This window comes from Marinobacter sp., assembly GCF_048266785.1.
Lineage (GTDB): Bacteria > Pseudomonadota > Gammaproteobacteria > Pseudomonadales > Oleiphilaceae > Marinobacter.
This window is the reverse complement of record NZ_JBLWYX010000014.1, coordinates 17,491-31,328: the sequence shown is the minus strand read 5'-3', so window position 1 is coordinate 31,328 and position 13,838 is coordinate 17,491. Positions and strand designations below refer to the sequence as shown.

The following is a 13,838-nucleotide window of genomic DNA, read 5'->3' as shown; positions in this document are numbered from 1 at the left end:
AAAATGTCCCGAGACTACGCTCGCAAAAACCGGTCAGGCTCACCCTCAGCCACCGCCAAGAGAAAATCGGCCAAACCTGTCCGCGCCCAGAAGAAGCGCACCAAACCGGCAGCACCAGCTCGATCCCAACGTGGAGGCTTGTCTTTGAAATGGATTCTGTCATTAGCGACGGTTGGCGGGTTTATTGGGTTTATTGTTTACCTGAACTCCGTGCCGACCAGCGGTGGGCCGCAACCGCGACCGGCAATCGAAAAACCGGCGCAGCCTCCCGCGGCCAAAACGACTAAACAGGTCGAAAAAAAACCGGGCTTCCGGTTTTATGAGATGCTTCCGGAATCAGAAGTTATTCCCTCGAAGGTTGAGGAATACACCCCGGGCCCGACCAAGCAGAACTTCGACTACCTGGTGCAGTCCGGCTCGTTCCGCAGCAAGGAAGACGCCGAGCGCCAGCGCGCGCAGATTGCCTTCCAGGGGCTCAGGGCTGGCGTGCAGCGAATAGAGCTGGATAGCGGCTCTGTCTGGTACCGCGTAAACGTGGGGCCATTCTCGTCCCGCAGCCAGATGAGTTCGGCGATCGACAAGCTTGTTTCGATTAACATCCAGCCACTTATTCGGAAGGTTCCCAAACAGGGATAAGGCCGGGCCTGCGTCCTTTGGAGAAAGCGTGTTTCAGGCGAGGGTTCCTGAAACACGCCTCATAGCTGTATTCGTGCCTAACGCAAGCTTCCTCTTGAATTCTCCCTTCCCGCCTCCATAACTGGCCAATACCGATTTTTATCAGGCAATTGGAGCCCTAATGACTACCATACTTTCCGTCAGACGCGATGACGAAGTTGCCATGGGTGGCGACGGCCAGGTTTCTCTGGGGAATACCGTGATGAAAGGTAACGCCCGCAAGGTTCGCCGTCTTTATAATGGCCAGGTGATTGCGGGTTTTGCAGGCGGCACTGCGGATGCCTTTACTCTGTTTGAGCGATTTGAAGCCCAGCTTGAGAAACACAACGGGAACCTCACGAGAGCAGCTGTTGAGCTTGCCAAAGACTGGCGTACAGACAGAGCCTTGCGGCGACTGGAAGCGCTTCTGGCGGTGGCAGATAAAACAGCGTCTCTGATTATCACCGGGAATGGCGACGTGATCGAGCCCGAGCAGGGGTTGATCGCTATTGGTTCTGGTGGTCCGTTCGCGCAGGCGTCTGCACGCGCACTGCTTGAAAATACCCAGCTTTCCGCCCATGAGATTGTGGAGAAGGGTCTGGATATAGCGGCGGATATCTGCATTTACACCAATCACAATTGCACGATCGAATTGCTCTCCAAAGAAGCCTCCTCCAAAACGACCGATCCGGAGTAACCATGCCTGCAATGACTCCCCGTGAGATTGTTCACGAGCTCAATAAACACATCGTGGGCCAGCAAGATGCCAAGCGGGCCGTAGCGATTGCCCTCAGGAACCGCTGGCGCCGGATGCAGCTGGACAGCACCCTTCGCGATGAGGTTACACCCAAGAACATTTTGATGATTGGCCCCACTGGCGTGGGTAAAACTGAAATTGCCCGCCGCCTGGCCAAGCTGGCTGATGCGCCCTTCCTGAAAGTGGAAGCCACCAAATTTACCGAGGTGGGCTATGTTGGGCGCGACGTGGAATCCATTATCCGTGATCTGGCCGACATGGCGGTTAAAATGCTGCGCGTTCAGGAAATGAAGCGCCACGAAGAAAGAGCCCTGGACGCTGCCGAAGACCGCATTCTGGACGCCCTCATTCCACCGCCCCGCAGTTTTAACGAAGACAGCCAGAAAACCTCGGAGGATTCTTCCACGCGCCAACTGTTCCGGAAAAAACTGCGGGAAGGTGAGCTCGACGACAAGGAAATCGAAATTGATCTTCGTAGCTCGACTGCCGGCGTTGAGATCATGGCGCCTCCGGGTATGGAGGAGATGACGAACCAGCTGCAGAGCATGTTTTCCAACATGGCTGCGGACAAATCCAAGCCCCGGAAAATGAAGGTGGCGGATGCCCTCAAACGGGTGAAGGAAGAAGAGGCCGCCAAGCTGGTCAATGAAGAATCGATCAAACACAAAGCAATACTTGCAGTGGAACAAAATGGCATTGTGTTTCTCGATGAAATTGACAAGGTGGCCAAGCGCTCGGAAAACACCTCTTCAGATGTTTCGCGGGAAGGGGTTCAGCGGGATCTTTTGCCGCTGATTGAGGGCAGCACTGTGAGCACAAAATACGGCTCGGTGCGCACAGATCATATTCTGTTTATTGCCTCCGGCGCGTTCCACCTGTCCAAGCCATCGGATCTGATTCCGGAGCTTCAGGGCCGCCTGCCAATCCGGGTGGAGCTTCAGGCTCTCAGCCCCGACGATTTCAAGCGCATTCTCACAGAACCGGACGCATCGCTGGTTCAACAATACGAAGCGCTGATGGCCACCGAAGGTGTTAAGCTGACGTTCAGCGAAGATGCCATCGCCCGCATTGCCGAGATTGCCTGGAAGGTGAACGAGACCACCGAGAACATCGGTGCCAGACGCCTCCATACTGTGTTGGAACGGTTGCTCGAGAGCTTGTCGTTCGATGCCGGAGATGGCGTAACGGAGATGTTTGAAGTGACTGCAGACTACGTGAATGAAAAGCTTGGAGAGCTGTCGGAAGACGAGGATCTGAGCCGCTATATACTCTGATCAGAGCGGATCCGCACACGCGGATCGGAAACTGCCGGATCAGGGGTGTTGTATGCCCTTGGTCCGGTCAGTTATTCTGCTTTTGAAAACAACTGGGTGACATTTTCCAGCCCGGCCACCAGCTTGCCTTTCCCCGTCGCCTTTTTCTGCCTGCTCTTGGCAACATACAATGGCAGCATTTCGCCATAAAGACTGGTGCTTATCGTGCGCTGCTCATCTTCCAGCCTGTCCCGACGCAGCCTGATGCCGTATTTCGCCAACTTTGGTTCCAGCTCGCCTGCCCGGTTCAGCAGATCCCGACGTGTCATTTGATAAGCGTGCTCGCAAACCATTCTGCGTGACTGGAAGCTGAACACGTTTGAGAAAAAGAGCTTGGCGTCATCTCTGGTCGGTTCGAACAACAAAATATCTTTATCCGGATAATCCGTCGCGTAGTGTGCGATTCCCGACTTCATACGGGAATACACCATGGTACGGAACATCTGTGATAGCAGGTTCGGCATGCCTGAACGGGTCAACTCCCCTGGCGCCATGGTTCCGGCCCTCACCGCAGCACTGGCGTCAATCGGTACCTGGGGATTTACCGCGAAAACCAGATCAGCACCGTCTTCAAACGCTACCGAAGCATGCAGGCCTTTGCGCAGTGTTCCGTCCACGTAATACCGACCATCTATATCGACAGGCACATACAAGCCCGGCGACGCTGTGCTCGCCTGAATGGCTCTGGAAATCGGCACATGGTCAAACCCGGGAGCACCAAAACATACGGCTTCAGTGCTTTCAACGTCGGCGGCAACAATGTAGAGGCTGTGCTTCAACTGCCGGAAATCGTTTGATCGCCCCAGCATGGAAAAAGCCCGCTTGAGATACTCATGCAGCCCTTCATTATCGAAAAGTCCGGCTGGAATCGCCTGCGCCATCAGGGTAAGAGCCTCGAGCAAGCTCTGGTCGTAGGGATTATTGATAAAACGACGCAAGGCGGTAGAAAACAGCCTTGGCATCGCCAGCATCCGGCTCCCTATTTCCTTGAAAGCCGGGCGGAAGAACACGTCCGGGTGAAACGGGTGAACTTCGGCTTCGTTCCGGACAAAGATCCGGCACAGCTGCGCTGTGGTCATCTGGTTAGCCAGGTTGGCTGCAACAAACGAACCGGCGTTAACGCCTACATAAACGTCGAGGTTATTGAAGTCCAGCCCATCCAGCGCTTCATCAAGCGCCCGAAGTGCGCCAATTTCGTATATACCACCCAAAGGGCCGCCGCCACCGAGCGCGAGCCCAATGCGCGGAGAAGGTTTCAGATCGGTTGGCGCTTTCATAGCTGTTCCTTTTCCGGATAAAGAGCCAGAACGGACTCTCGGCACTGTATATCTGGCACGGTAGCAACCCGGTTTAGAGCGCGCACCCTAGTTTCAAGCGCGCTTTCAGGAAGCCGCCTGTTCAGCCAGGGCTGCCGACGTGGACTTACCAGGCCGGAGATAGCGACCAAAGCCGGCATTGCGCAACGCAAGATCCACACAACTCTTGATAACGTGGGGAGAATCCAGCAATAGCACGTCTTTCAATAACGTCACCGCCCACTCCCGGCTGACGCTGCGAATCACGGATTTCACTTTTGGCAAACTGGCCGCGTTCATGGAGAGGGAATCGTAGCCCATGGCCATCAACAGCAGTGCACCACCGGGATCCCCCGCCAGCTCGCCGCAGATACCTACCGGCTTACCGACGGCGTGGGCATCCTGGGCAATTCGCACCAGCGCCTGCAGAACAGCCGGGTGATATGAGTGGTAGAGTTGGGCAACGCGGGGGTTGTTGCGATCTACCGCAAGCAGGTACTGGGTCAGATCGTTGGAACCCACCGAGAGAAAATCGACACGGTCAGCCAGCTCGCGAATCTGGTAAACCGCTGCCGGTATCTCTACCATTACGCCCACCTTGGGCATGTGGATGTCAAAACCTTCTTCCCTCACCTCGTGGTAAACCCGGTAAATCAGGTGCAGGGATTCCTCAACTTCTGAAATGTTGCTGATCATCGGCAACATGATCTGGAGGTTGTTGAGGCCTTCACTCGCCTTGAGCATGGCCCGAACCTGAACCAGAAATATTTCAGGATGATCCAGTGTCACCCGGATACCCCGCCAGCCCAGGAACGGGTTCTCTTCCTCAATCGGGAAATACGTCAACGCCTTGTCACCGCCGATATCCAGAGTGCGCATGGTCACCGGATTGGGCGCAAAGGCTTCCAGCTGCTCGCGGTAATACTGCCGCTGCTCCTGTTCCGACGGAAACCGATCCTTGATCATGAACGGCACTTCGGTGCGGTAGAGTCCTATGCCTTCAGCTCCGTGAGACAGCGAGCGCACGACATCGGTCATCAGCCCGGTATTAACCAGCAAAGGAACCCGATGACCATCCGTTGTCACACAGGGCTTGTCTCGAAGCGCTTCCAGCCCGCGGTCAAGCTCGTCCTCTTCTTCACAGATGGCTTGAAAGAACGCCCTGAGATCTGAAGAAGGGGAAGCGAAAATCTGCCCCTCAAAGCCATCGACGATCAGCTCCTTGCCATCGAGCTGGTTAACGGGAATATCCACCAGCCCCATAACGGTGGGCACGCCCATCGCGCGGGCAAGAATGGCCACGTGGGAGTTACTGGAGCCCTTGACCGACACCAGGCCGACCAACTGGCCCCGGGGCACCTCTCCGAGCATGGACGGTGTCAGCTCTTCACTGACCAGAACCGTACGCGCAGGGTAATTCAGATCCTTCTGCTCGCCTTCCTGCAAATAGGAAAGCAGGCGCCGACCAAGGTCACGGATATCGACCGCTCTTTCCCGGAGATAATGGTCGTCCATCATTTCGAAATGACGAACGTAATGTTGAACCACCTGTTTGAGCGCACCCTGAGCCCAGACACCCTCACGAATTCGGTTGTTAACCTCACCGGGCAAGGCTTCATCGCTCAGCATGCGGAGATACACATCAAACAGTGCCAACTCTTCCGGGCGAAGCGTTGAAGTCAGCCGCTTTGCAACCTGCTCGATGTCCTCACAGACCGCTTGCACAGCCAACCGGAATAACTCCAGCTCGAGATCAACGTCCTCCGCCTGCCTGTCGGGAACCACATCCAGGTCGGCGGCCGGATAGACTACAACACCATGACCTATTGCCACACCTGGCGCCCCAGGCACACCGTTGAAGCTGACATCACGGGCCTCTTCACCGGTCAGAGAAAGTCCACTGATGGCACCGGTCGCTTCACTGTGGGCAATAACGCCCGCTAGCTGAGCGGAAACCGTGACCAGAAACGCCTCTTCGCCTTCGTCAAAACACCGGGAACTCTCCCGCTGCTGAACCACGAGAACGCCGAGCACCCGGCGATGGTGAATAATGGGAACACCAAGAAATGAGCGAAAACGCTCTTCGCCGGTTTCAGGAAAATAGCGATAACGGGGGTGGGACGGTGCGTCTTCAAGATTGATTGGCTCTTCCCGGGAACCCACAAGGCCGACAAGCCCTTCGGAATGCGCAAGGCTCACTTTACCTACGGCTTTAAGGTACAGGCCTTCGGTAGCCATCAGAATGTAGCGGTTAGAGGCCGGATCCAGCAGATAAACCGAACAAACTTCGGTCCCCATGGCTTTCTGCACACGAGATACAATTATACCCAGCGCCTCATGAAGATCCCGGGCACTGTTTACCTCTTGTACAAGACTTCGCAGAATGCTCAGCATAGGGGTGTCAGTCCGTCATTTCGCCTGTTCCTTTAAACGCCGGTTATGCTCGCTCCGGTGCCACTGCTCCATGTTATAGAACAGTCTTGGCGCAAGTTCTCTCAGCGCACGTCGATACACTTCACGCTTGAAGGAAACCACCTGACCCAACGGATACCAGTAGCTTACCCACTGCCAACCATCAAACTCCGGTGAATCCGTACCGTCAACGCGTACTTGCGCATCGGGTGATAACATCCTCAACAGGAACCATTTCTGTTTTTGCCCCACGCAGACGGGGTGTGAGTTGTGCCGTACCATCCTTCTGGGTAGGCGATACCTCAGCCACCCCCGGGTACAACTGATGATTTCAACATCATCGGCGCCCAGGCCAACTTCCTCTCCAAGCTCCCGATACAGTGCATCTTCCGGCGATTCTTCATGATTAATACCGCCTTGGGGAAACTGCCAGGAGTCCTGCCCTATTCGTCTTGCCCAGAGAACTTCTCCCCGGTGGTTGGCCAGAATGATTCCGACGTTGGGTCTGAAACCGTCTGAATCGATCACGGTACAGTCCTCTTGATAGAGTCGGCAGGCCGGTGAGATATTTACCGGCCGGATTTTTTCCAAGTTGCGCTCATTCTTACAGAATCCCAAGACTTCGGCAAACGCAGTTGCACTCCACCACCCGTGGTAACATACCCGCTTTCGCACGCCCTGTTTCCCTGGAGGTAATCGCTTGACGCTCGCAATTTTTGATCTCGACAACACCCTGCTCGCTGGTGACAGCGATCATGCCTGGGGTGAGTTTCTGGTAGAGGAAGGCATTGTTGATGCCGAGGCCTATCGCAAGGCCAATGACCGCTTCTATCAGGAGTACCTGAACGGCGAGATGGACATACTGAATTACCTTGGGTTTGCACTTCAGCCCCTCTCAATCCATAGCATGGAAGAACTGCTGGATTGGCGAGCCAGGTTCACGGATAAAAAAGTGCGCCCCATGCTGCAGAAAAAGGCCAGCGTGCTTTTGAACAGCCACCGGCAGCGCGGCCATACCCTGATGATTATCACGGCCACCAACCGGTTTGTGACCGAACCCATTGCCGACATCCTGGGTATTGAGCACCTGATTGCCACCGAGCCCGAGATGGTCAACGGACACTATACGGGTGAAGTGGCGGGCATCCCCAGCTTTCAGGAAGGCAAGGTCACCCGGCTGAATGACTGGCTGGAAGCTCACAATGAAAGACTGGACGGCGCCTGGTTCTACAGTGACTCACACAATGACTTGCCGCTGCTAGAGAAAGTAGATAATCCGGTTGCGGTTGATCCGGATTCAAAGCTGGAAGCGTTCGCCAGAAATAAGGGCTGGAATGTTATGACACTTCGCGATTGACAGTCACCAAAGAAGCACTGAACCCGCCCTCTTTTGAAGAGCGGGTTCAGCTCTGGCGTCACATAAACCCGGTAAGGGACCGCACAAAGCAGGATTTGATGTAGTCCGTCTCCGGAATTCCGGGAATAATCGGGTGATCCGGCGCCTGATGCCCCTGCTCCAGCAGTTGTACGAAGCGATCAATCTTGCGCCCGCTACCACGAATAATATCAACCAGTTTTTCTTGGGAGAGGTGCATGGAGCATGAGGCTGAAACCAGTACCCCATCCCGTTCCAACAGTCGCAAACCTAACTGATTCAACCGTGCATAAGCCTGCTCGCCGGCTTTCTGGTCGCGACGGCGAGGAATAAAAGCCGGCGGATCCAGCACAACGATATCGAATTTCTCTTTCTCGTCCGCCAGCGCTTTCAGCGCCTCGAATGCATCCCCTTCAAGGGTTTCCACGTTGTCGAGGCCGTTGAGCTTGGCATTGTGATGCACCGAATCTATAGCGGTGGAAGAGCTGTCCACACAGGTCACTTGCGTTGCACCCGCACACGCGGCCTGAATACCCCAGCCACCCACGTAACTGAACACATCCAGCACCCGCTTGCCGGGCGCATAGGCCTGCAGGCGCTGACGGTTCATGCGGTGATCGTAAAACCAACCGGTTTTCTGGCCGCCTTCAAGCGGCACTTCGAAGCGAACACCGTTTTCTTCAACCTTGAGCAGAGTCGCTTCCGGGCCATGGGCCTGTTCAATGTAGGTGTGCAGCCCTTCAACGCTGCGCATCTTGCCATCGTTCTTGAGGATGATGGCTTTCGGATGCGCCAAGCGCTGAACCGCCCGGATAATCGATTCCTTCAACTGTTCCATGCCGGCAGTGGAGATTTGCACCACTACCGTGTCTCCAAAGCGGTCCACCACTAACCCGGACAGCCCGTCGCTGTCACCAAACACCCAGCGATAGAAAGGCTTATCGAACAACCTGTCCCGCAGCACCAGCGCTGTTTCCATGCGCTGAGTCAGCCGGTTTGGTGTCATGCCTTGGGCAGCATCACGGCTGATCAGGCGGCCGCATATGAGGGCGTGGGGGTTCACGAAAACCACACCAAGTGGTTTGTCGTTCGATGCCCGCAACTCAGCCTGGGTGCCGGCTTCGAACTGTGTCAGAGGCGATCGCTGAATATCCACTTCGTTGCTGTAAACCCAAAGATGGCCAGCACGGAGCCTGCGCTCGGCGCCTTTGCGTAGATATAAAACCGGGAAATTCATTGTGACCACCTAGGGGGAGAAAATCAGGGCGGGATTATACATTAACTGACGACCACTACACCCAAGCTTGGGCGGAGGGAACCGTCGGGCAAGGCTGTCCAAAACACGCTGTGAATACGTCCGTGTACGCTTGGCTCCGCCATCCATGGCTCCGCACAGTTTTGGACAGCCTTGCCCGACGGTTCCTGCCAGACTTATTCGGCGGACGCTACATGCTCAGCGTAAGCATCCGCATCCATAAGCCCATCAAGTTCACCCTTGTCAGCAAGCTTTACTTTAAACATCCAGCCATCACCGTAAGGGTCTTCATTAACCTTTTCAGGTTCATCTTCAAGAGATTCGTTTATTTCAAGAACTTCACCCGTTACCGGGCTGAACACATCGGAAGCGGATTTCACGGATTCGGCAACACCGGCTTCCTCACCACCGGTCACCGTCTCACCCACCTCGGGGACGCCGATATACACCACATCGCCCAACTGCTCCTGGGCGAAGTCGGTAATACCAACAGTAGCCGTGCCATCGGCATCTACGCGCACCCATTGGTGAGTTTCAATGTATTTCAAATCGGGAGGTGTTTCGCTCATAAGGGTAGTTCCTGGCAGATTTTTGCGCAGTGTAACCGAAACGTCAGCGCCAGCGAACCTCCCGCGCCAGCTTCATGAATGAATCCATATATTGCACACCGACATCTCGCTCGCGGCAGCCCAGGAAAATCTGTTTGGAGATGCCCTCTTTACCCAGTTTTACCGGAACGATGGCTAGCCGCTCGCTGTATTCCGTTACCAGCCAGCGGGGTAGCGCCGCCACCCCACGACCTGCTGCGACCATTTGCAGCATGATATCCGTGGTCTCGATGGTTTTATGGCGGGCAGGGCGCGTGTTAGCGGGGACCAGTAAATAATTGAACACATCCAGTCGCTCGATCGCCACGGGATAGGTAATCAGGGTTTCCGGCTCCAGATCCACAGCCTCTGCCCAAGGCTTGTCTGCCAGGCGGTGGTTGGCCGCGACCACCAGCACCTGTTCGTAATCAAATACCGGTTCAAACACCAAACCGGGCCTGTGCAACGGGTCGGGAGTGACCAGCATGTCGATATCGTGGCCAAACAGTGCGCCAATGCCGCCGAACTGGAATTTCTGCTTTACGTCTACATCCACCGACGGCCACTGTTCAAGGTAGGGGCCAACAACTTTCAACAGCCACTGATAACACGGGTGGCATTCCATTCCGATGCGAAGAGTGCCGGCCTGCCCTCTGGCGAACTGGTCGATGAGCATTTCCGCATGTTCGAACTGCGGCAGCAGACGATTTGCCAGAGCAAGCAGGTGGCCACCGGCTTGGGTCAACCGAAGCTGGCGCCCTTCCCGCAGCCAAAGTGGCGTTCCTAACTGCTGCTCGAGTTTGCGAACGGAGTGGCTGAGCGCTGACTGTGTCAGGTGTAGACGGCTGGCCGCTGCCGTCAGGGAACCTTCCGCTTCGACAGCCCGAAGCACTTCCAGATGGCTACGCTCAATCATTCGGCAACCCATGAATTAAATTAATGGAACCCTGAAATAATACCATTATTTTTCATTAACCCGGAACGCTAATCTGACAGCTCCTATCAACACCCCACTAAACACAGAATCAGGAGTTCCGGATGACCACTACACACAACCTCGGTTACCCGCGCATTGGCGCCCGGCGGGAACTTAAATTTGCTCTGGAAGCCCTCTGGCATGGTAAGTCCAGTGAACAAGCCCTGCAGGAAACGGCCGCTGAGTTGCGCGCACAGAACTGGCAAGAGCAGGCTGGCCTTTCCCTGACACCTGTGGGCGATTTTTCGCTGTACGATCAGGTGCTGGACATGAGTGCCACGCTCGGCAATCTGCCTGAACGGGTAATGGCCCATGACGGCTCTACGCTGGATAAGTATTTTCGTGTCGCTCGGGGCCGCTCCCCCAGCGACAGCGCATGCTGCAGTGTGCATGCAGGTGAAATGACCAAATGGTTCGACACCAACTACCACTACATAGTGCCCGAATTCAGTGCGGATACGAGCTTTAGCCTTAATGCAGAGCGCATTCTCGAGCAACTGGCCGAAGCCTGTAGGCAGGGTGTAACCACCAAACCGGTCATCATCGGCCCGGTTACTTATCTCTGGCTGGGCAAGACCAAAGACGATTCCGACCGCCTGAATCTTCTGGACAAGCTGCTGCCGGTCTACACGGAGTTGCTGGCAAAGCTTGCCGCAGCGGGCGCCGAATGGGTGCAGATTGACGAGCCTGCACTGGTCACGGAACTCAATGCTGACTGGCGACACGCGTTCATACTTGCCTATCACGAGCTGAAAACAGCACCCGTAAAACTGCTGCTGACGACTTATTTCGGGGAACTACGGGAAAACCTGCAACTTGCTTGCGAGCTACCGGTAGCGGGCATTCACCTGGATGCCATCAGCGCACACGGCGAAGTTGCGCGGCTGGCCGACTGGCTACCAGCTCACAAGGTGTTATCGCTCGGTGTTATCAACGGCCGCAATATCTGGAAAACCGACCTGAGCGCCACGCTGGATCTGCTGGAGCCATTGAATGAAAAGCTGGGTGAGCGCCTCTGGCTCGCGCCTTCCTGCTCTCTTCTGCATGTGCCCGTTGATCTGGAGAGCGAAACCATGCTGGATGCTGAAATCGGCAACTGGTTAGCCTTTGCACGGCAGAAGCTGCTGGAATTGAGCACACTGGCGAAGGCGCTTGATGATGGCCGCGAGTCTGTCGCGCAAGAGCTGAATATCAACCAGAAAGCCATCGAGAGCCGCCGGCAGTCATCACGCGTTCATAACCAGGCAGTTGCAAAAGCCCTGTCAGCCATTACACCAGAGCATGGCGAGCGCAAGAGTCCGTTCAGCATCAGGGCCAAGCTGCAACAGGAACGATTCAAGCTACCCGTCTATCCAACAACAACGATTGGCTCCTTCCCGCAAACCCCGAAAATACGCGAGGTTCGTAAAGAGTTCCGTCAAGGAAATCTGAGCCAGCAGGACTACACCGCGCGGATTCACGAAGAAATTGCCTACTGCATCGAGCAACAGGAAGCGCTTGGCCTGGATGTACTGGTGCACGGCGAAGCCGAACGCAACGATATGGTGGAGTATTTTGGTGAGCAACTGGAAGGTTACGTGTTCAGCGGCTTTGGTTGGGTGCAATCCTATGGCTCACGATGCGTGAAACCGCCTATTCTGTTTGGAGACATCACCCGCCCCCACGCCATGACCCTAAACTGGACCAAATACGCCCAATCCCTGACGGACAAGCCTTTGAAAGGCATGCTAACCGGGCCTGTAACCCTTCTGAATTGGTCATTCGTGCGTGATGATCAGTCACGCAAAGATACCTGCCTTCAGTTGGCCCTGGCCGTACGTGAAGAAGTGCGGGATCTGGAGAAAGCCGGCGTGGGAATTGTCCAGATTGACGAGGCCGCATTGCGCGAAGGCCTGCCGCTGCGCCAGTCCGACTGGAACAACTATCTGGAGTGGGCTATCGACGCCTTCCGCATCAGCGCCAACGGCGTGCAGGATGACACCCAGATTCACACCCACATGTGCTATTCGGAGTTCAACGATATCATCGGGGCCATCGCCCGTATGGATGCGGACGTGATCACCATCGAAACATCCCGCTCTGCCATGGAGTTGCTGGATGCTTTCAAAGGCTTTGAATATCCCAATGATATCGGTCCGGGCGTTTATGACATCCACTCGCCAAATATTCCACTACAGGAACAGATGACGGATTTAATGAGAAAAGCAGCAGAGCGGGTTCCGGCGGAGCGTTTGTGGGTAAATCCGGATTGCGGCTTGAAGACCCGTCGCTGGGAAGAGGTGATCCCCGCCCTCAAGGCTATGGTAGCTGCAGCCGGCGAACTGCGAGCGCAAAGCGCGGGAAATAGGATTGTGGCACGAAAGCTCGCGGCAGCGGCTCAGTAACCCGAGCTGTTCTGATCAAGCTCAAACTCGAAATCCAGGGCCCGGCCGACTTCCGTTGTGAAGTTGCCGGAGGCCTGGAGTTCAAACCAACGGTACCCAGGCGCCAGATCTTCCACGGAGAACTTGCGCGAACCGGACGCAAACTGAATGCAGGTGGAAGGCGTGGCTAGCAGCTGCACGCCGTTTCTCTGCTGCTCGTGAGTCTGGTGAATGTGGCCCCACAACACAATCTTTACCTGCGGGAAGCGATCAATCACCTGCCAGAAATCTTCACGATTCCTGAGGCCAATTTCCCTCATCCAGTCAGCACCGATATCTACCGGGTGATGGTGCAGCGTGACAAGTGCCGGCAAATCCGGGTGCTGTGCCAACGCCTGGGCCAAAAAATCCAACTCGGACTCAGACAGTTCCCCGAACACTTTTCCAGGCACTGAGGAATCCAGAAGAATAAACTGCCAGCCGCCCTGAATAATTTGCCTGCGGTCTGCGCCATGTCGCGCTGCCGCTTTTGTCAGAGGTTCAACGTGATCATGGTTTCCGGCAAGCCACGCCGACCCACAGTCAAAAACGCCAAGGCGGTCACCTAAAACACGATAGGCTTCTTCCGAGCCATCCTGGGCGAGGTCGCCCGTGGCAAGGATCAAATCAGGTTGCCCGCGGGATTTGAGCACCTCTGCTATAACTGCATTGAGGCTGTCGCGGGTATTTACACCGAGCAGCGCACCATCAACGCTGGCCATCAGGTGCGGATCCGTTAACTGCAATACCCGAAGTGGGCGGGTGGCTTCCATTGACGTCATGATGCTCTTGGTCAGCGCTTGGGGAACGGA

12 protein-coding genes are annotated in these 13,838 nt (G+C 55.5%); 5 read left to right on the top strand and 7 right to left on the bottom strand.

The window, feature by feature from the left end; all coding sequences use genetic code 11:
* The first annotated feature begins 3 nt into the window (after window positions 1-3).
* From ACN0V1_RS16625 to hslU, 3 genes are all read left to right on the top strand, one after another.
* On the top strand, window positions 4-636 hold the full coding sequence (locus ACN0V1_RS16625) for an SPOR domain-containing protein (RefSeq protein ID WP_417546068.1): 633 nt from the start codon (window positions 4-6) through the stop codon (window positions 634-636).
* Between the two features lie 160 nt (window positions 637-796).
* On the top strand, window positions 797-1,351 hold the full coding sequence (hslV, locus tag ACN0V1_RS16620) for an ATP-dependent protease subunit HslV (protein WP_417546067.1): 555 nt from the start codon (window positions 797-799) through the stop codon (window positions 1,349-1,351).
* A gap of 2 nt (window positions 1,352-1,353) precedes the next feature.
* Entirely contained in the window at window positions 1,354-2,685 is a 1,332-nt protein-coding gene (gene hslU / locus ACN0V1_RS16615) for an ATP-dependent protease ATPase subunit HslU (RefSeq protein ID WP_417546066.1), read from the top strand.
* A 71-nt stretch (window positions 2,686-2,756) separates the two neighbouring features.
* On the opposite strand, the gene ACN0V1_RS16610 is transcribed toward hslU, so the two are convergent.
* From ACN0V1_RS16610 to ACN0V1_RS16600, 3 genes are all read right to left on the bottom strand, one after another.
* Entirely contained in the window at window positions 2,757-4,001 is a 1,245-nt protein-coding gene (locus tag ACN0V1_RS16610; RefSeq protein ID WP_417546065.1) for a patatin-like phospholipase family protein, read from the bottom strand.
* 105 nt (window positions 4,002-4,106) lie between these two features.
* Window positions 4,107-6,413: a phosphoenolpyruvate--protein phosphotransferase gene (ptsP, locus tag ACN0V1_RS16605; RefSeq protein WP_417546064.1), complete on the bottom strand. Its 2,307-nt coding sequence runs from the start codon at window positions 6,411-6,413 to the stop codon at window positions 4,107-4,109.
* Between the two features lie 15 nt (window positions 6,414-6,428).
* Entirely contained in the window at window positions 6,429-6,959 is a 531-nt protein-coding gene (locus tag ACN0V1_RS16600) for an RNA pyrophosphohydrolase (protein ID WP_417546063.1), read from the bottom strand.
* 172 nt (window positions 6,960-7,131) lie between these two features.
* Between ACN0V1_RS16600 and ACN0V1_RS16595 the strand changes: the two genes are divergently transcribed.
* A complete protein-coding gene (locus ACN0V1_RS16595; protein ID WP_417546062.1) occupies window positions 7,132-7,788 on the top strand; it encodes an HAD family hydrolase in 657 nt (218 codons plus the stop codon).
* A 58-nt stretch (window positions 7,789-7,846) separates the two neighbouring features.
* Here the strand turns inward: ACN0V1_RS16595 and ACN0V1_RS16590 are convergent, their stop codons facing one another.
* From ACN0V1_RS16590 to ACN0V1_RS16580, 3 genes are all read right to left on the bottom strand, one after another.
* Complete coding sequence (locus tag ACN0V1_RS16590; protein WP_417546061.1) at window positions 7,847-9,043, bottom strand: class I SAM-dependent rRNA methyltransferase; 1,197 nt, start codon at window positions 9,041-9,043, stop codon at window positions 7,847-7,849.
* Window positions 9,044-9,237: 194 nt separating this feature from the next.
* Window positions 9,238-9,630, bottom strand: coding sequence for a glycine cleavage system protein GcvH (gene gcvH, locus ACN0V1_RS16585; protein WP_417546060.1), 393 nt, complete (start codon window positions 9,628-9,630; stop codon window positions 9,238-9,240).
* 43 nt (window positions 9,631-9,673) lie between these two features.
* Complete coding sequence (locus ACN0V1_RS16580; RefSeq protein WP_417546059.1) at window positions 9,674-10,564, bottom strand: LysR family transcriptional regulator; 891 nt, start codon at window positions 10,562-10,564, stop codon at window positions 9,674-9,676.
* Between the two features lie 122 nt (window positions 10,565-10,686).
* Here ACN0V1_RS16580 and metE point away from each other — a divergent pair, with 122 nt between their 5' ends.
* A complete protein-coding gene (gene metE, locus ACN0V1_RS16575; RefSeq protein WP_417546058.1) occupies window positions 10,687-13,008 on the top strand; it encodes a 5-methyltetrahydropteroyltriglutamate--homocysteine S-methyltransferase in 2,322 nt (773 codons plus the stop codon).
* Here the strand turns inward: metE and cpdA are convergent.
* Entirely contained in the window at window positions 13,002-13,808 is an 807-nt protein-coding gene (gene cpdA, locus ACN0V1_RS16570) for a 3',5'-cyclic-AMP phosphodiesterase (RefSeq protein WP_417546057.1), read from the bottom strand. The genes metE and cpdA overlap by 7 nt on opposite strands.
* Between the last annotated feature and the right edge of the window lie 30 nt (window positions 13,809-13,838).

Excerpts from the sequence above, each read along its gene's own strand:
- ACN0V1_RS16625 (WP_417546068.1), top strand. The coding sequence starts at position 4 with ATGTCCCGAGACTACGCTCGCAAAAACCGGTCAGGCTCACCCTCAGCC.
- hslV (WP_417546067.1), top strand. The coding sequence starts at position 797 with ATGACTACCATACTTTCCGTCAGACGCGATGACGAAGTTGCCATGGGT.
- hslU (WP_417546066.1), top strand. The coding sequence starts at position 1,354 with ATGCCTGCAATGACTCCCCGTGAGATTGTTCACGAGCTCAATAAACAC.
- ACN0V1_RS16610 (WP_417546065.1), bottom strand. The coding sequence starts at position 4,001 with ATGAAAGCGCCAACCGATCTGAAACCTTCTCCGCGCATTGGGCTCGCG.
- ptsP (WP_417546064.1), bottom strand. The coding sequence starts at position 6,413 with ATGCTGAGCATTCTGCGAAGTCTTGTACAAGAGGTAAACAGTGCCCGG.
- ACN0V1_RS16590 (WP_417546061.1), bottom strand. The coding sequence starts at position 9,043 with ATGAATTTCCCGGTTTTATATCTACGCAAAGGCGCCGAGCGCAGGCTC.
- gcvH (WP_417546060.1), bottom strand. The coding sequence starts at position 9,630 with ATGAGCGAAACACCTCCCGATTTGAAATACATTGAAACTCACCAATGG.
- ACN0V1_RS16580 (WP_417546059.1), bottom strand. The coding sequence starts at position 10,564 with ATGATTGAGCGTAGCCATCTGGAAGTGCTTCGGGCTGTCGAAGCGGAA.
- metE (WP_417546058.1), top strand. The coding sequence starts at position 10,687 with ATGACCACTACACACAACCTCGGTTACCCGCGCATTGGCGCCCGGCGG.
- cpdA (WP_417546057.1), bottom strand. The coding sequence starts at position 13,808 with ATGACGTCAATGGAAGCCACCCGCCCACTTCGGGTATTGCAGTTAACG.